Source organism: Bacillus cereus group sp. BfR-BA-01309, from assembly GCF_022664315.1.
Classification (GTDB): domain Bacteria; phylum Bacillota; class Bacilli; order Bacillales; family Bacillaceae_G; genus Bacillus_A; species Bacillus_A mobilis.
Genome location: NZ_JAKUHE010000008.1, coordinates 146392 through 162331 on the forward strand (window position 1 = coordinate 146392; position 15940 = coordinate 162331).

Below are 15940 nucleotides of genomic sequence, written 5' to 3' on the forward strand. Positions count from 1 at the left end.
TTTTGAAACTCTTCAATAAACTCTACTCAAAGTATGGAGGGTAATAAATGTCATTAGAAAAAAAGATATTTATTTTAAAAAGAATACGTTTTCTGGACCATGAAGATGATAGTATTGAGCTATTTGAGGAAATCTTAAATGAAATATTGCAAAGGGCAGATAATAAAGTAATTATTGATTTGTGCAGTGTATTTCATGATGAAATAGATGAACCTTCGATTGTTGGTGATTTAATTGAATCGATTTTTTATATAATCGAAAAAAATGGAGTTGAAGATGGTTTAAATAAAATTATTGAAGGGATAAGCATTGTTTTGCCACAAGCTAAATATTGTGCTAAAAGATTCTATAGAAGTCTTCTAGCCTCAGATGATTTTATTATTCCATTTATTAATGTATTGAAGAAGGCTAAAACTACAAATAAAGAAGGCGTTATTAAAATTTTGAAAGAAATAAGTGAGAAACAACCACAACAATATTTTGAAAAAGTTGATTTGATTTGTAAAGAGGTTATTTAATACTTTAATTATAAAATAACTCTAAAGTTTGCGTGTAGGATCATGAAAATAGCTTTAATATATTTCATTAAAATATCAATCTAGATAAATCATATGGTTAATACTAGCTAGAGTGGCTTCCAAAAATATTTGAATAGCACGCCAAAAGCAATGGGCAATTTGAAACCAATCCTTGTAATGGGGCGTACTATTGAGGATAACTTTGTGTAATTCTAGCCTAAAAAAGGATTGAATATTTATTAGAAGGTGAAGTTATGTGAAGAGTTTGACAGTGTATTAGAAAACTTAGCAGATTGTGATGATGAGAAGCTTATTAAAGAGTTGTGTATAGTATTTGAGGATGAAACACAAGAGGAAGAAGTTATGTTTGGTCTAGTTCATTTTATTGAAGATTTTGAAATGGGAAAATATTTAACAGAGATGCCTAAAGCTTTACCAAAAATGGTTGAGAGTGCAAAAGAGTGGGCAATGCTACTAAACATAAGAATTTTAAATAATGATTTATATAGAAGTGAGTATGCTAAAGTACTTGTAGGAATGAATCATGATATACAACTAACGATAATTAATTTACTTAATGAAATTATTGCTGATAACCCTAAAAGATTTGAGAGGACTGCCAATGAGGTTCTTAGTCAATTACAAGGAGTTCATAAAAATAAATAAGAAGTGTAGAAATACTGTATTATAGATAGAACTAAGAACACCCTAGCGAAGAGCTAGGGTGTTTGTGTTATATAGTTTCATCATATGCTTCCGAATTCGGAGCAGGAGTAATCAACGAATCTTTTTTAGCGTTTCCTATAATAGAATGTAGGTGTTTAACATTTAAATATAGAAAGAAAAACAATTAAGCTTTTATTTTATTTAAAATGGTTACTCTATTAGTAGTGAATAATAAATAATTTTGCTTTACTGTCTTAATTAAAATACGATCAGTTGTACCATATGCTGTTCCAATTCGGATTACGCTTTTTTCTTCAACACCAGCATATGTATTATCTTCCGTTACCTCAGTGATTTCACATAATGGAATATGAATTTTAGAGAATTGCCATGAAATAATTAGTTCATCTTTTGTTTTTTCAACATGAATACCTAACATGTTACCAGAACCTTTCTATAATAAAATTTCACTCGTACTATTTTATTATACAAATTTACAGATTGTATTTCTATTTTTTTACAGAGAGTATACAATTAACAACGAGAAAATGTTCATTATTACTTTCATCCCTATTATAACGAATTCTACAATAGAAAACAGAACGTATATTTGGTATAATCGAAATATACTATATGAAACGATGTACATGAGTTTGGGATTTATGAAAAAAGGTAACATAATAATACATACGCTATAGGATTCAGTTCATGTTATACAAATCAATCGTTAGAAAGGAAAAGAAGTATGAATCAAATTTCATTCGAAGATTTATTTGAAGAAGAAAACAAACGAGAAAAGGTGGAGGTAGCTGAGATTCCCGTACCTTTATCGCCCTTACAAAAGGATATTTTAGAATTAATTAATTGTGAAGAAATAAGTGCACTTGAGTTATGCGAACAATTAATAAGAGCTGGTAAAATATCAGATGAGAGATTCACAACGAATAAGCCTAAAGCATACGGGCAAGTATGCTTACTGTTAGAAGGTTTTGTTAAAGAAGAAAAGCTTATTTTTGTCAAAAGTGATGAGAAAAGAGATAGAGTATATAAATTGAAATACGAAGATTCTAACGAATAAAATGTATAAAGTATAGTAATGAAATAAGGAAGTCCTCATAATTGTGTTGAAAGATTATTTTCACATAAGCGTGGGGATTTTTTTGAGGGAGGATGTATGAAAGATTGGGAGTATAATGAATTATTTCATGCAATTCGGGAGGCGTATGAAGAGTTATTAGATGAAGAGAGAGGGGATCGATATGCTATAGCAAAACTAGCGGATGAATTTGATAATTTAGGAAAGATTGAAGATGTTATCGTTGATACTGCCATAGGCGAAATAGCAGTCGAACATCATATGGTTTTTGTTGGACGTATTAAAGGTATAACAAAGAGGCTAAGTATGTTTAACCTTCAAGAGGCAGAAGGTGAATTGACAGTAGAGGAAATAAAAGATTTATCGATAAGAATAAATAATGTAATAGAAGGATTAAAAAATGTAAAGGTTGCTTATAAATCTTCGATTGAATAGTTCATGTTTCTGCAAATGTAAGAGACATAATTAGACAAGAGAACAGAAATTGCTGCATACATAAAGCGTAAGATGGATAAGAGATAATAAAGATTGTAAAAGGGATAAGGCTAAGAATAAAGAGATTAGTAGGGGCAGTGTTTAATGATTGTGATTTTGAACTGGCTGACTTTAGAAGTTGTAATAGTATTGCCTTATTAATATTGTAAAGGAGTATGAACATGACAAATAGAAATGATGCATATGGAGGGTTTATTGTATCTAGAAATGTTTTGAATGGAGTACCTATTCGATATAGTTTTCGAGAAGAAAGTTCTATTTCTCAATTAAATGGTTGGAACATCTTTTCAGAAGTGGATGATGATGAATATGTAAACAATCCAAAAAACTTTTGCATAATTAATGCAGAATCAATGTCTTCAATTGCACCTCAAATGCTAGAAATATTTGAAGCACCATATGGAACAGACCTTTTTGGGGTATATGAAGATAATGTACATGTTGGTTTTTACGATTTAGTGAAAGACTGTATGACAGATATAAATAAGATTTTAAATGTAATTTATTAAGGTCTCTTATAACTGTTTTAGATGTGTAGTAATTAATTAAGGAAATTCAGAGGGATGGTGCGAGATGAATAAAGTGGAATGGAGATTACCAGATAAGCCTTTATTGCGAGAAAATGTAAAGAATGTGGAAAAGGAGTTGGGCATTCATTTTCCTTTAGATTATATAGAATGTGTAATGAAGAATAACGGAGCACATGTTAGCCCAGAAGTATTTGAAATTGAGGGGAAGAGAAAAGTTTTTGGTACATTACTAACTTATGATATGGATGATGATGAAAATATTATTGAGGTATTCTATGACTACAATGACACATTACCGAGTGCATTGGTGCCATTCGCATTTGATCCAGCAGGAAATTTAATTTGCTTTGATTATAAAAATCATGAAGAAGGTCCAATTGTCGTCTTTTGGGAACATGAGGGGGCATGGGAAAAGGAAACATTGATGGAAAGCGAAGGGATTACGGCTGAGGAAGCAGAGGAAGTAGCGAGAGAAAATGTATTCTATATTGCTAATGATTTTACGGAGTTTTTAAATAAGTTACATGATTAATAATATTATTCATATGAAATGGTTCGTATAAATGTAAGCAGTAATAAAAGGCGGGAGAATGATGGATTTAGAGCATCTAAAAAAAGATGTTTGGTATGGAGAAGTTTCTACTCATACAATTGAAACTCTTAAGTCTAACTTAAGGGATAGTGCAACAGAGACAGAATGCTTTATTTTAATTAACGAATTGTTAAAGTTAGGTGATTTCTCCGTAAAGGGGTTACTAATTGAACTTATGAATAGTACTCGAAATGAGCTTGTTTTACATTTATGTACTAGACTATTTTGTTCAGTAGCTACTCACGATGATTTATTAGAAACGAATAATTTGAAATTCCTTTCAAGTGCTTCAGAGGATGGAGTTCATAATTTTGTAGTAAGTGCTAGTGAAACTCTTTCATATCATGTAGTACCATATCTTTTAGCATTACTAGAAGAGTGGGAAGATACCTTTGTTGAAAAAGCTATAAGAAATGAACTTTCATGGATGCTTAGAATTGAGGACGAGTATTATGAAGTATCGTTAGAAGAATTTAATGAAGCTTATTCTGCTTTTATCGAAAATAACGATACGCAAGAATACTATTATCGTAATAGACTATCTTTTCCTGGAGATTTGGCAAAGGAGTTAGTTTCGGAAGTTATGAGTTCTTTAAGAGATAGAACTACTTATAATGTTGTTACTATACCTTCCGTTTTATCAATTTGGAGTGGAATCAAATGTCCCATTCAATACGATACGATAATAACAGATGAAAAAAATAGAGAGTTGATGTCATATATCGATGTTCTAACAAAGAAAGAATGGAAGATTGGTAAAAAGTATTTTTATGGACATGTAGTCGTATAAGAAAACGATATATGTGATGAATATAAAACATTCTATGGCATCCTGTTAAGGAGTGATTTTTACTTTAACGGAAAGCTTTAATAGGAGGTATTTTTTATGTGGAAAAGTAAAAAACAACTAGTAGCCCAATTAAATCTTAAAAGATATAAATACATCAAGAAGGTGAAAAAATGATACTACCAGAGGATTTTCGAGAGAAATGGGATGTTAATAAAGATGGCCCACTCATTACATTTCCTGAAAAAGAATTAATAAACAAAAACTTTTCAGCTGAAGTGAAACGATTTTTGTCTATAGGAGGCTTACCGGAAACACCGCCACCATATTTAGAATTTACTTCATCTCAGTCTTTCGTAAGGTCTATTATAAATGTATTTCAAATGCCAGAAGAGTTTCGAAAATATTGGTATTTAGGAACAACAAGTTCAGGAGATCCAATTTGTATAATTGAAAAACAAGAAAAAATAGTATTTCTAAGTAATAGTGATGAGTATAATGAAGTGTTTATGAATTCTTCTATACATCAATTTGCAGAATGTTTATTAGTATATTCAAAAATGATCGATAGGGCAGTAGAGATAAATGGTGAGGATGCCTTTATCGATAATAATATACCAGAGTGTACAATAAGTTGGTTGAAGGAAGAATTGAAAAAAATTGATGAAAAGTGTATGGAAAAGGGATCTTTTTGGTTGATTGAAATTGAGAACTTATATGAATAATTGAAAGTGAAAAAGAAAATGTATGGTGCATTGAAGAGGAGTATGGTGATAGTGAAGAATGCTATGAGTACATATTTTAAATTAAGAAAAGAATATTTTGATAGAGGTTTGAATTTCTTATTTAAAACACCATATAACGAAAAAGTCAATTTCGTTATATATCATGGTGAAATAGAGGAAGAAGAAGTTTCATGGAAACCGGTTGAGAAATATATTAAAACGGATTTAAGAATACTTGAGGAACGGTTCGAGATTAAGTTTCATGATTCGGTTTATCACTATTTTAACTCATATTGGTTCGCTGATTTGGATGGGTTTATCGGTGACCATTATATTAGTTTAGAAGCTGTATTACCAAATATAGAATTGGAGAATTTTGAAGGTAAGTTAGAAGGATATGAAAAAGATTATCGTAAGCTAGATAAGATTCCTATAGGAGTAGAAGGAAATGGTTTACTAGTTGTTTTAAATAATGTAAGTGGCAAAGTCGAATTGGAGGATTTCGAACGTGGGTTGTCTATGGAGGTTTCGAATAGTTTAAATGAGTTGATTTCTAGTTTGAGATTACAAAAATAGTAAAGTGAAGAATGTTTATATGAATTATAGACCGGCTAGAGGGGGGGGAAGTGGAATATAGTGGAATGGCTTCAATTTGGTTTGGAATTTCTAAATCACTCCAAAATCTTGAGGAGTATGTCGATATAGATTACACGATAGATGGTGATTCAGTTCATTCAAATTTTGGGACGAGCTTTGAATTCGGTTATTATGATGAAGATAATATTGAATTTTGTTTTTATGAGAATAATAAAAGGGACGTTGAACATATTTTAAGTGATTTTTCTTACAGTGAACGAATCACTCCTAAAATAAAAAAGCTAATAAACGGAGATAGTTTAGCGAAAGATATTAACTTTGCTATTGTTCTTTATGATTTTAAATATAATGAAGCGAAAAGAGAAGATATGTTTGATGGTTTAGAGGTAAAATTTATTGGTTCTATGCCGTACAGGTAGTTTGTACAGAGTTGCTAATTTGTACTATAAGCAATTTCTATGAAGAGATCAAATACAAGGTAATTGAAGTAGGTTATCAGGATATTACTTTTTAATTTCAATACGTTTCAATAAACGCCTGTATATTACTTTAAAAATAAAATAGCTGATTTACTTATGGAATTTATGATAAAGATCTATCGGGACAGTGAATATTTTGAAGATGAAAAAAAGAAAGGATAATCTCTTTTGGATACTAAAGAACATTTAAATCGATTATATGATAACCGTTTGCTAGAAAATGAAAATGAGATACAAGAGTTTAATGAGTCATGCATACGAGTGATTGAGTGTAACGATGTTTCTATTATTCCAGATTTATGTTTAGTCTTTGATGATGATACTGAACAACCTGAAGTGATGTTTAGTTTGATTCATGGGATAGAGGGCTTATATGAAAATCATATAGAAGAGGGATTGAAATGTATTGCTACAGCTGCTCCGTCGATGATGAGCGGCGCTAAAGACTGGGTAGAGATTATACATTACAGAATACTTAATAATCTCCAAATAAGAACGGTGTATGGAAAAGTACTTTCGCAATTTGATTTATCCATTACAAGTAGCATTAAAGAACTATTATTGGAAATGAAAAATGAAGATCCTGATATGTTTAGTAAATCTATTAATGAAGTCATTGAGCTTATCTAATAGTCGAATAATCTCAATAAAAAAAGGTGTCAACCTTTCTCGAATTGACACCCAGATACGAATCTGTTTAACATCTTACATACTTACGCTTAAAACCTAGTCTTCCTCTATCAAGTTCTTTCTGAATACTCTCTGTAGCATGTAGCAAACTGCTTTTTTTGTTATCACGTTTGATTTCAACTATACCAACTTCTTTTGCAATCTCGACTGCTTTTTCGTGTAGTGGTACATATGAAATTGCTACCGTGTTTAGGAAATTATTCATAGCGGATTTTGTTCGTTCTGGAGAATGATGAATTGTATCTTTCACCATTTCAAGCATATCGGAAATTTTACTTTCGGAAAATTCATTGTCTTTGCGATTTCCTAAAAGCCAACAGTAGCAACTCCAGCCGGCAGACATTTTAAGCTCGTCCCCACTTGCGATCCATTGATCAGCAACGTCTTGTGCAATATTTGACTCCGATAAAGTTACTGCTACAACATAATCAGATAGCATATAAAAATAAGCCCCATCTATCCAACGATTAAAATCCGATTCACTCATAGCTTTTGGGTCGGCAATAATGCCTGCAAAATACATAGCATCGTAGTTGCCTGTGGCATAAAGTTCTTCAGCTAATTCTTGATTTAATTTTATTTTTTTAGCGATTGGTTTCATGGCACCTGTAGCTACGCCAAAAACTGGCTCATGGGCACCGTTAGATATGTATATTTTTTTCGTACGTTCCTTACCTAGATCTTCAAGTTCTTGCATAACTGTTTTAAAGTCCATAGCTGTGCACTTCCTTCCTTCCTTCATGTAAGAGCCTTTTTAAGTCTTTCATATTTCTTATGTTAATACTAATTGTATTCAAGAGGTATGTCTACTTTCTAAAGGTATCGAAACCAGTTAGTGATTTTGAAGACTTTAATTTTGTAACTACTACAAGCTATCTATAATGGTAAGTAGGTCACTGTAAGGTAAGGAAAAATGAAAAGTATGTATAGTTTTTCCAATAAATATTTGGTATGATGATGAATGGGAAAAATATACAAGTTGTTAGTGGCTCATAAAAGGGGGATTGTATTGAAAAGAACGCTTGAATTCGTACTAGGTTTAATTGGTGGCATCATAGGAATTATTATTTCCATACTATTAATAGTTGTAGCGTTTAATATTATGGAAGGTTTTGATTATGAACTTTTAGCTTATTACTCTATTATTTTAACGGTTCAAATAGGGTTGCTTATTTTATCATGTTTAGTAAACAAGGTTAATAATAAAGTTTATGGAGTTTGTATGATTGTGATTCCTATAGTTATGTTATTTATGTCATTATTCTTTTTACTTATTCCAACAATATTACAAATTATGTCTGGTTCATTTGCATTTAGAACACTAAAGTTAGAATCGAATGTAGGATAAATGTAATTATTCATGTCTGAATATTCGGTTTGTTAGATGTTTTCGTTTGCAGTTCAAATTAACATAAGGTACAAAGTTGTGCGCTTTAGGAGGAGAAATAGATGATTATTTGGTCTGGTTGGGGTTTTTTAGTCGCAATTATTGTAATTATTAATACTCTTTTGGGTAAGGTTATCTTTGGATCTATAACGGGGGACGCTACATATTTTCAAGACCATAGTTGGCCAATGGCAATAATGCTTATTATATCAGGGGTTATGTCTTGGTATTTAGGAAAATATATTAATAAGCCAAATGGGAAAGTTTATATAGATGCCGAAACTGGTGAAAAAGTTATGTTTAACAAAAAGCATTCACTATTTTTTATAAAAATGGAATATTGGGGACCGATTCTAGGAGTTATTGCGATTGTAACTTTAATTACAAGATAAAAAAAGAGGCTGGGTATAGTAAGAATAATCGATTGAAGTAAAAGGGGAAATTAGTCATGAATGTAAAGAAACTACTAGGGGTAGCAGTTCCGGTCATGTTGTTATTTGGTTGTGGAGTGTCTGAGAAAACGACCACTTCTAAACAGGAGAAAACAGAAGAGTCTAAAGTAAAAGAATCGAAGTCTAATAGTAAGAAAGAAAAAGTTTCAAAGGAAGACTATCCTAATAAAGTGTATAAATTAGGGGTAGAGTTTGATAAGTTGTTTACGGAGCATAACAACATTACGAGAGAGGTTTTTGACGGTAAGAAAAAGAAATCAGATATAGTAGATAGTGTGAAAGAATTAAATAAAGTGTTAGATAAATTTGAGTCGATAGATCCGCCTGCAGAGTATGTAAATCAACAAAAGGATTTTGAAAAAGCAATTGGTTATTTTAGAGAGTCTTTTTCTTTAATAAATGAAGTATTCACCCGAAAAGAAAAAAGAGAAAAAGGTGATAAAACTGATAAAGAGTTAATGGAGAAATCCGAAAAGTTAGTGAAAGAAGGAGATATTTACTGGCTTAAGGCATTCAAAGATCTTGAAGGAGATATTAAAATCGGTGACGGTACAGTATCTGTGAAAGATTTGAAAGAGTTAGATAAGAAAGCTGGAATTAATACGGATAACGTTATGAAGAATGTGAAAGATGGTACGGAATTAATCGGTAATTGGGGATTCAAAGGAACAGACGGTTTCATTATGTCACTCATTCTAAAAGGTGATAAGACATTTGAAACGTATGGTAAAGGTGAGTATCCAAATAAAAAGAATTATATTGAAGGCACTTGGGAATATGATAAGGAAGCTTTTACAATCTATTTACATCTCAATAAACGTTTAGTAGACGGTGTAGAAGATACAATTCAAAAAAAGAAAATAGCATATAAAGTTCAAGATTATGATGGGGAAAACTTACGATTATTTAATGAGGCTTCATTCAATACAATTAAATATGTGAAGCAAAGGTAAAGTTATGTAGGACTAGGTTTAAATGGCCTGGTCCTTAATTAAAATGTGGGAATGCAACTAATATTTTATCGTTGGCTTTGCCTATTTTATATCATGTTATTATTTAATAAATTGATAAATGGAATTTAAATGTAAGTATGAGGAGTTGCTTATAAATGATAAAGAAATTTACTAGAGTAGTACTAACTACGGTGATGCCAATTAGTCTTATCATGGGTTGTGGGAACGCTGAAAAAACTAAAGCGCAAGAGACGAAGGCGGCACAATCGGAGAAAAAGGATTATAAGGATTACTCATATGGTAGCAAAGGTATAGTAGTAAGCAGCAAAGCGAAAAAACGTCAACAATACGAGGTTGGATTTATAGATGGCAACAAGTTAATAGGTATTGATGAAAATATTGAGGACTGTATTATTTTAGATAATAAAGATGAAGCAAGTCTCGTTTGGAAACAAGTAGAGCGGGGAGCTATTATTGAAGTGCAATTTGGTAAGGACCGCAATGATATCGTAGGCGTACAATTAGTAAGAGACCGTGAGCCATACGAAATTAGTGATAAGTTTGATCGGAATACGATAAATGAGATTGTTGAAAATGTTAAAGGGAATTTGTAATAGAAGCTAAAATAAAAAATATTTAAGGTTACTATTAATAAAGTCGATTCCTTATTAAAATAAGAAATCGACTTGTTATAATTATTTATTTTGTAAGTTGTCTTTCCAAAAATTATAGCTATTATCAATAACCTCTTTTAATTTGAAATAGTTTTCCAAAGTATCTTGCACATGGTAGAGAGTTTCGCCTTCATCTATAAAAACATTACTGTAATCATTTATATATTTCCAGTCCTCGTCATGGTTAAAGTAGTACATTACGAATTGATTGCCCTCATCATTTAACATGTCGTCTGCTAAAACGCCATCCCAGTTCATATAAATTTCTGTGCCAGTCATTTGTCTAAGTTTAAACTGTTTAATTTCGTCTTGAGACTCTTCCTCAAATTCTTGACTACATAAATGATGTTCAATTATCCATCCTAAAAACATACCAGTATGTACAAAAGCTTGATCAATTGGTAAGTCCTCAGGAAAATCACCTTGATAATGGTACTTCGCTTTATCGTAAACAATCGTATCTAACAATTCGTTCATCCCCTTTAACGTATGATCTAATAAATTTGTACTGTTTGTTTTAATAGTTCAACTATGTTTTCAAGCCATTCTAGTGGTGTTAGTTCTAGCTCTTCAAAATATATCCCATCTGATGAATATCGAATGTACTCTCGTTTTTCTTCATCATTTTTTGGTCTTCTTTATTTCAGCTATCGATATGAGCAATCTTTTCCAAATAAAACTCCCTTCAATATAAAAAGTTACATCTATATTATCGCAAGAATGTAAAAATGTTAATCTTTTCAAAGAGAACAAGTACAAAGAAACAAGATTTATTTAATAGATACATAGTAGTTATGAAAAATCATAATGTTCCTTCTGATTGAAGAAAATCAGTAAAAAAGTATCCTAATCTATTTTTGAGAAGGAGTAGTGTGTATGAGGGTAAGTGCTTTTGACGACATTTGCAATTGGTTATGAAATAATGTCTGTTAAGAAATTTTCTAGAAACTATAATTCGCCTGCTGAGGATAAAATGAAATGTTTATAAAAAGGCGGAATAAACATATTTTTATACATAGTAGATTCATAGTCTTTCACGAATGAGAAAATAAAAGGAAGTTAGGATGCTTACATGAACTGTGTAGGTATTTCATACAGCAATGAATATTAAAAAACGAGTAATCACACTATCAACAAGTTTAGTAATGTTAGGGAGTGCACCTTTAGCGATATTAGCAGAAGAGATAAACAAATCTCATACTGACCAGCTTAGTATTGCCCAAGGGGAACGTGGAACAAGCGGTTTAAGTTATTCGAATTTCAATCTAGAAACTCCAGATTACATGCAAATTAATGAGGCAGAAGTATTAGAAAATGAGAAAGTTCTTCTGGAAGAATATAAGCATTAACATTCTGAATCAGAAGAATTACATAAAATGAAAGAAGCGAGCTATTTGATTCAAATGAATTTAATCCAGCTGAACCTAGCATGGAGTTAGTCGTAAATGGTGGCGGTATAAACATACGTAGCGGTGCAGGAATTATTAGCGGTTGTGGCGGTGGGATTTTTGATCCGAATACACCAATATCTATCATGATTGACAACACATTACAGTATAAAGGTGTTACAGGTGAACTAGTCGCATTACCATTTAGGGATAAACATTTGATCACATACAAACAGCCTGTTCAACGATTATACAGTTTACAGGTAGTCACTGGTGTTGGAAATAATGAGTTTAACCCTAAAGGTACAACAACTCGTGATGAGGCAGCTGCCTTTTTAGTGAAGATGTTAGATGCAAGTCAAAAATAGAAAGAATGGTAAAGGAGCTATCCAAAATGAGAATTTGGAACAGCTCCTTTTTATATTAGCCCCTATGAAGCCCCTTCCAAGCCCCTTATAAGCACCTACCAAGTAATAAATCACTAAGAAAAAACAAAACAAAAACAACTACAAGAACAAAAAAGCGCGAAAAAATAAAACCGTCGTTGTAGTAGTTAAAAAAATTTGGAATTCAAACGCAAAAACCAAGCCCTCCTTCCTATATGTATATGGAAGGATTGAAACTTGCCTTTTTAAAAATAAAAGGAGGAGGTAAATATATGGCGGTGTACCGTAATGTGCAGGTGAACTTTTGGCAAGATGAATTTATATTAGATTTAACGCCAGAGGAGCGTTATTTTTACATATATTTGTTAACTGGTACAAAAACGCAGCAATGTGGAATTTACATATTACCGAAGCGTTTAGCAGAACTGGAAACAGGCTACAGTATGGAGACTGTTGAGAAGCTGTTAAATAGGTTTGTTGCATATGGAAAGATTTTATACGATGTAGAAACGAAAGAGTTATACATACTAAATTGGCTACACTATAACCCTATTTTAAATACGAATGTAGAAAAGTGTGTGTTACGTGAATTAAAGACTGTAAAAAGTAAAGAATTCATACATATGTTTTTACGTACATGTCTTGAAGAAGAATGGAAGATTCCATTGTTATTGCAGCATTTTGGTATGCCGAAAGAAGAGGATAATAGTAGTTTACAAGTAGTTACCGAGGAGAAGGAAGAAGAGATAGAAGAGGATACGCCGCATAGTGAAGTTTATAATTTTTACGAACAACATATAAGTAGTTTATCTCCATATATCGTGAAGGAATTAAAAGAGTGGATACAAAAAGTTTCAGGAGAGACAGTACTAGAGGCACTTAAAATTGCGTTTGAACAGAATAAGCGAACGCTTGTTTATGTGAAGGGGATTTTGAGGAATTGGTATGAGAAAGGACGGGGGAATTTAGGTGAAGGAAAGGAAGGAGAAGTTTGTTTACATGATCCATAGTATGAGAAAGTATGGGCTTTTCAATTTTTCTAAAAGGTTCTTCCTTAAATAAAAGCGAATTGTTTGAGAAAGGAGGGGTTATATGGAAGTCGTCATAAAGAAGAAACGAACTAGAGGTAAGAGAATTTTTATTTGGTCTAGTAGTATCGTTCTGTTGTTAATTATCTGCACAGCGATTTTTTTGAACATATATACGCTTAGATCTGTGCCAAAGATAGATGGAACGATAAAGCTAGAGGATCTGCAACGTGCTGTTCAAGTAAAGCGAGATAGTAAAGGGGTACCGCATATTAAAGCGGAAAATGCACATGATTTATATTTTTCGCAAGGGTATGTACAAGCGCAAGATCGTTTGTTTCAAATGGATTTAAGTAGAAGGCAAGCTTCTGGGATGTTGAGTGAAGTTGTAGGGGAAGCAGCTGTTGATCGAGATAAATTGTTTCGAACGCTCGGTTTACGGCGAGCAGCCGAAGCGTCTGTTAGTCAATATGACGGAGAAGCGAAATATGCCCTGCAGTCGTTTGCTGATGGGGTGAACGCTTTTATACGCGAGGCAAAAGAGGAAAAGAGATTGCCGGTTGAGTTTACTATATTAGGTTATGAACCTGCTGAGTGGTCAATTGTGGATTCTTTAACGATTGGAAAGTATATGGCGTTTGATTTAGGTGGACATTGGCACGGACAGGCATTTCGATATTGGGCGCTGAAAAATTTACCGAAAGAGCAAGCCAATGAGCTATTTCCTACATATCCGAAAGATGCGCCTAGATTGTTAGCTGAACTGGAAAATACAAATGTGAATGTAGCACAAAGTTTTGCAAAAACGATCATTCCGCCTGAGTTTAACGGTAGTAATAACTGGGTCATAAGCGGTGAGAAGAGTGCGTCTGGTAAGCCGATTTTAGCGGATGACCCACATTTATCTCTTGCGACGCCTTCTATTTGGTATCAATCACAACTTGAAATGAAAGATTTACATGTGAGTGGCGTTATTTTCGCAGGCGTACCAGGTGTTATATTAGGTCACAATGACAAAATAGCATGGGGCGTTACGAATACTGGTCCTGATGTACAAGATTTATATATTGAAAAGAGAAATCCTAATAATGAAAATGAATTTTTGTATAACGATAAGTGGGAAAAAGCTACAGTTGTTGATGAATCGATTAAAGTAAAAGGTGGGAAAACAATTCCGTATAATGTGACGGTTACGAGGCATGGTCCAGTCATTTCAGAGTTTGCGGATAAGGGGAAAGATAAAACGAAAACAGTATTCGCTTTGAAATGGACTGCTTTGGAGCCTTCCGCTGAATTAAAGGCTGTATTAAATATGAATAAGGCGAAAGATTGGAATGAGTTTGAAACGGCACTTCAAGATTTTCATACACCAACTCAAAACTTTGTATTTGCATCAAATGACGGCACAATCGCTTATAAAGCGAATGGAAATATACCAGTGCGTAAAAAAGGTGATGGTAGTTTGCCTGTACCAGGATGGACAGACGAATATGAATGGGAAGGGTATATCCCGTTCGATCAACTTCCAAAAGTAATCAATCCAAAACAAGGATTTATTTCAACAGCGAATAATAAAATTGTGGATGATAATTACCCGTATCATATTAGTAATACGTGGGCGCAGCCATATAGACAAATGCGTATTCAAGAGTTTTTACAAGAGAAGGAAAAATATACGGTTAAAGATTTAGAAGAGTTACAGATGGATCAAAAAAATTTATACGGGAAAGAGTTTACTCCTATATTGTTAAAGGAGTTAAATAAAGTATCTTTAAATGAAGTAGAGAAAGAAGGCGTAAAACAATTAACAAAATGGAATTTTTACGATAGTAAAGATGAAGCGGCACCATTACTTTTCCATTTATTAATGAAAGAGATTTCGAATACGTTATTTTCAAAAGAAATACCGAAAGATGTGATGGAGTTATTTGAAGGGAAGTCACAAGTAGTTGATGAATTGATTCGAAAAGAAGTAGCAGGAGAAAATAGCGCTTGGTTTTCGAAGTATGGAGGTTTCACGAAAGTTGTGCATACATCGTATGAAAATGTAATGAAGAAATTGCAGAAGGAATATGGACCGAATGTTGCGGAGTGGAAGTGGGGCGATTACCATCAACTTGCTTTTACACATCCAATTTCAAAATCATCTAGTATGTTAGCACTACTCGCATTTAATCGCGAAAAACCAGTTCCAATCGGTGGAAGCCAAGTTACAGTCCAAGCAGCGAGTTACGGAGATAACGGTATTGTCAATCACGGAGCTTCTTGGCGATTTGTGATTGATACGAAAGATATGTCAAATGGTTATCATATCGTAGGGCCAGGACAATCGGGACATTTTAGAAGTGATTGGTACCATGATCAAATCGATGATTGGGTAAATGGAACGTATCATACGACTACGTTGAATACGGATGGGATAGAGGGGAAAGTGTTAACTTTAGAGCCGAAGTGATAATATTTCCACTGATGAAAACTGTTAAATTAGAACATAACC

20 protein-coding genes and 1 pseudogene are annotated in these 15940 nt (G+C 32.7%); 18 read left to right on the forward strand and 3 right to left on the reverse strand.

From position 1 onward, the window contains the following. The first annotated feature begins 47 nt into the window (after positions 1 to 47). The gene (locus MR115_RS16810) at positions 48 to 518 is read left to right on the forward strand and encodes an Imm30 family immunity protein (RefSeq protein ID WP_163094613.1); all 471 of its coding nucleotides are present in this window, start codon (positions 48 to 50) and stop codon (positions 516 to 518) included. Positions 519 to 764: 246 nt separating this feature from the next. Continuing rightward, entirely contained in the window at positions 765 to 1184 is a 420-nt protein-coding gene (locus tag MR115_RS16815; protein ID WP_242242049.1) for an Imm30 family immunity protein, read from the forward strand. A gap of 184 nt (positions 1185 to 1368) precedes the next feature. Here MR115_RS16815 and MR115_RS16820 read toward each other — a convergent pair whose 3' ends face one another. Continuing rightward, positions 1369 to 1623, reverse strand: coding sequence for a SunI/YnzG family protein (locus MR115_RS16820; protein ID WP_000900623.1), 255 nt, complete (start codon positions 1621 to 1623; stop codon positions 1369 to 1371). A 306-nt stretch (positions 1624 to 1929) separates the two neighbouring features. Here MR115_RS16820 and MR115_RS16825 point away from each other — a divergent pair, with 306 nt between their 5' ends. From MR115_RS16825 to MR115_RS16865, 9 genes are all read left to right on the forward strand, one after another. After that, a complete protein-coding gene (locus MR115_RS16825) occupies positions 1930 to 2262 on the forward strand; it encodes a DUF3895 domain-containing protein (RefSeq protein ID WP_063261438.1) in 333 nt (110 codons plus the stop codon). A gap of 96 nt (positions 2263 to 2358) precedes the next feature. Then, the gene (locus MR115_RS16830; RefSeq protein WP_163094611.1) at positions 2359 to 2715 is read left to right on the forward strand and encodes an Imm3 family immunity protein; all 357 of its coding nucleotides are present in this window, start codon (positions 2359 to 2361) and stop codon (positions 2713 to 2715) included. A gap of 221 nt (positions 2716 to 2936) precedes the next feature. After that, positions 2937 to 3284 (forward strand): DUF2185 domain-containing protein, encoded by a 348-nt coding sequence (locus MR115_RS16835; RefSeq protein ID WP_242242050.1) that lies wholly within the window; start codon positions 2937 to 2939, stop codon positions 3282 to 3284. Between the two features lie 64 nt (positions 3285 to 3348). Next, positions 3349 to 3837, forward strand: a complete 489-nt coding sequence (locus MR115_RS16840; protein ID WP_163094609.1) for an SMI1/KNR4 family protein — start codon at positions 3349 to 3351, stop codon at positions 3835 to 3837. 61 nt (positions 3838 to 3898) lie between these two features. Next, a complete protein-coding gene (gene imm47, locus MR115_RS16845) occupies positions 3899 to 4687 on the forward strand; it encodes an Imm47 family immunity protein (RefSeq protein ID WP_163094784.1) in 789 nt (262 codons plus the stop codon). 170 nt (positions 4688 to 4857) lie between these two features. Further along, positions 4858 to 5409: an SUKH-4 family immunity protein gene (locus MR115_RS16850; protein WP_098881220.1), complete on the forward strand. Its 552-nt coding sequence runs from the start codon at positions 4858 to 4860 to the stop codon at positions 5407 to 5409. Between the two features lie 63 nt (positions 5410 to 5472). Further along, entirely contained in the window at positions 5473 to 5985 is a 513-nt protein-coding gene (locus MR115_RS16855) for a SecY-interacting protein Syd (protein ID WP_242242152.1), read from the forward strand. Positions 5986 to 6035: 50 nt separating this feature from the next. Further along, positions 6036 to 6425, forward strand: a complete 390-nt coding sequence (locus MR115_RS16860) for an immunity 22 family protein (RefSeq protein WP_242242051.1) — start codon at positions 6036 to 6038, stop codon at positions 6423 to 6425. 228 nt (positions 6426 to 6653) lie between these two features. Further along, a complete protein-coding gene (locus tag MR115_RS16865) occupies positions 6654 to 7115 on the forward strand; it encodes an Imm30 family immunity protein (protein ID WP_063261431.1) in 462 nt (153 codons plus the stop codon). A gap of 67 nt (positions 7116 to 7182) precedes the next feature. On the opposite strand, the gene MR115_RS16870 is transcribed toward MR115_RS16865, so the two are convergent. Continuing rightward, entirely contained in the window at positions 7183 to 7890 is a 708-nt protein-coding gene (locus MR115_RS16870; protein ID WP_242242052.1) for a DNA alkylation repair protein, read from the reverse strand. Positions 7891 to 8184: 294 nt separating this feature from the next. Here MR115_RS16870 and MR115_RS16875 point away from each other — a divergent pair, with 294 nt between their 5' ends. The 4 genes from MR115_RS16875 to MR115_RS16890 all read left to right on the forward strand — a co-directional run bounded on the left by MR115_RS16875 (position 8185) and on the right by MR115_RS16890 (position 10581). Further along, complete coding sequence (locus MR115_RS16875) at positions 8185 to 8523, forward strand: DUF4064 domain-containing protein (RefSeq protein ID WP_063261426.1); 339 nt, start codon at positions 8185 to 8187, stop codon at positions 8521 to 8523. 101 nt (positions 8524 to 8624) lie between these two features. Beyond that, on the forward strand, positions 8625 to 8954 hold the full coding sequence (locus MR115_RS16880; RefSeq protein ID WP_098375286.1) for a hypothetical protein: 330 nt from the start codon (positions 8625 to 8627) through the stop codon (positions 8952 to 8954). A gap of 56 nt (positions 8955 to 9010) precedes the next feature. Next, a complete protein-coding gene (locus MR115_RS16885; RefSeq protein ID WP_242242053.1) occupies positions 9011 to 9967 on the forward strand; it encodes a DUF3994 domain-containing protein in 957 nt (318 codons plus the stop codon). Positions 9968 to 10122: 155 nt separating this feature from the next. After that, positions 10123 to 10581, forward strand: a complete 459-nt coding sequence (locus MR115_RS16890) for a hypothetical protein (RefSeq protein ID WP_242242054.1) — start codon at positions 10123 to 10125, stop codon at positions 10579 to 10581. A gap of 81 nt (positions 10582 to 10662) precedes the next feature. Here MR115_RS16890 and MR115_RS16895 read toward each other — a convergent pair whose 3' ends face one another. Further along, a complete protein-coding gene (locus tag MR115_RS16895; RefSeq protein WP_242242153.1) occupies positions 10663 to 11109 on the reverse strand; it encodes a DUF7832 domain-containing protein in 447 nt (148 codons plus the stop codon). A gap of 632 nt (positions 11110 to 11741) precedes the next feature. On the opposite strand from MR115_RS16895, the pseudogene MR115_RS16900 reads away from it, so the two are divergent. The 3 genes and pseudogenes from MR115_RS16900 (at position 11742) to MR115_RS16910 (ending at position 15898) form a co-directional block, all read left to right on the forward strand. Next, positions 11742 to 12397, forward strand: a pseudogene (locus MR115_RS16900) (S-layer homology domain-containing protein). 290 nt (positions 12398 to 12687) lie between these two features. Continuing rightward, positions 12688 to 13425 (forward strand): DnaD domain-containing protein, encoded by a 738-nt coding sequence (locus MR115_RS16905; RefSeq protein ID WP_242242055.1) that lies wholly within the window; start codon positions 12688 to 12690, stop codon positions 13423 to 13425. An 82-nt stretch (positions 13426 to 13507) separates the two neighbouring features. Beyond that, positions 13508 to 15898: a penicillin acylase family protein gene (locus MR115_RS16910; RefSeq protein ID WP_242242056.1), complete on the forward strand. Its 2391-nt coding sequence runs from the start codon at positions 13508 to 13510 to the stop codon at positions 15896 to 15898. Positions 15899 to 15940 lie beyond the last annotated feature (42 nt).

What these genes read in the sequence shown, in the direction of transcription:
- MR115_RS16905 (WP_242242055.1), top strand. Translation starts at nt 12,688, where the DNA reads ATGGCGGTGTACCGTAATGTGCAGGTGAACTTTTGGCAAGATGAATTT.
- MR115_RS16850 (WP_098881220.1), top strand. Translation starts at nt 4,858, where the DNA reads ATGATACTACCAGAGGATTTTCGAGAGAAATGGGATGTTAATAAAGAT.
- MR115_RS16855 (WP_242242152.1), top strand. Translation starts at nt 5,473, where the DNA reads ATGAGTACATATTTTAAATTAAGAAAAGAATATTTTGATAGAGGTTTG.
- MR115_RS16885 (WP_242242053.1), top strand. Translation starts at nt 9,011, where the DNA reads ATGAATGTAAAGAAACTACTAGGGGTAGCAGTTCCGGTCATGTTGTTA.
- MR115_RS16880 (WP_098375286.1), top strand. Translation starts at nt 8,625, where the DNA reads ATGATTATTTGGTCTGGTTGGGGTTTTTTAGTCGCAATTATTGTAATT.
- MR115_RS16810 (WP_163094613.1), top strand. Translation starts at nt 48, where the DNA reads ATGTCATTAGAAAAAAAGATATTTATTTTAAAAAGAATACGTTTTCTG.
- MR115_RS16820 (WP_000900623.1), bottom strand. Translation starts at nt 1,623, where the DNA reads ATGTTAGGTATTCATGTTGAAAAAACAAAAGATGAACTAATTATTTCA.
- MR115_RS16825 (WP_063261438.1), top strand. Translation starts at nt 1,930, where the DNA reads ATGAATCAAATTTCATTCGAAGATTTATTTGAAGAAGAAAACAAACGA.
- MR115_RS16830 (WP_163094611.1), top strand. Translation starts at nt 2,359, where the DNA reads ATGAAAGATTGGGAGTATAATGAATTATTTCATGCAATTCGGGAGGCG.
- MR115_RS16870 (WP_242242052.1), bottom strand. Translation starts at nt 7,890, where the DNA reads ATGGACTTTAAAACAGTTATGCAAGAACTTGAAGATCTAGGTAAGGAA.
- imm47 (WP_163094784.1), top strand. Translation starts at nt 3,899, where the DNA reads ATGGATTTAGAGCATCTAAAAAAAGATGTTTGGTATGGAGAAGTTTCT.
- MR115_RS16890 (WP_242242054.1), top strand. Translation starts at nt 10,123, where the DNA reads ATGATAAAGAAATTTACTAGAGTAGTACTAACTACGGTGATGCCAATT.
- MR115_RS16835 (WP_242242050.1), top strand. Translation starts at nt 2,937, where the DNA reads ATGACAAATAGAAATGATGCATATGGAGGGTTTATTGTATCTAGAAAT.
- MR115_RS16910 (WP_242242056.1), top strand. Translation starts at nt 13,508, where the DNA reads ATGGAAGTCGTCATAAAGAAGAAACGAACTAGAGGTAAGAGAATTTTT.
- MR115_RS16840 (WP_163094609.1), top strand. Translation starts at nt 3,349, where the DNA reads ATGAATAAAGTGGAATGGAGATTACCAGATAAGCCTTTATTGCGAGAA.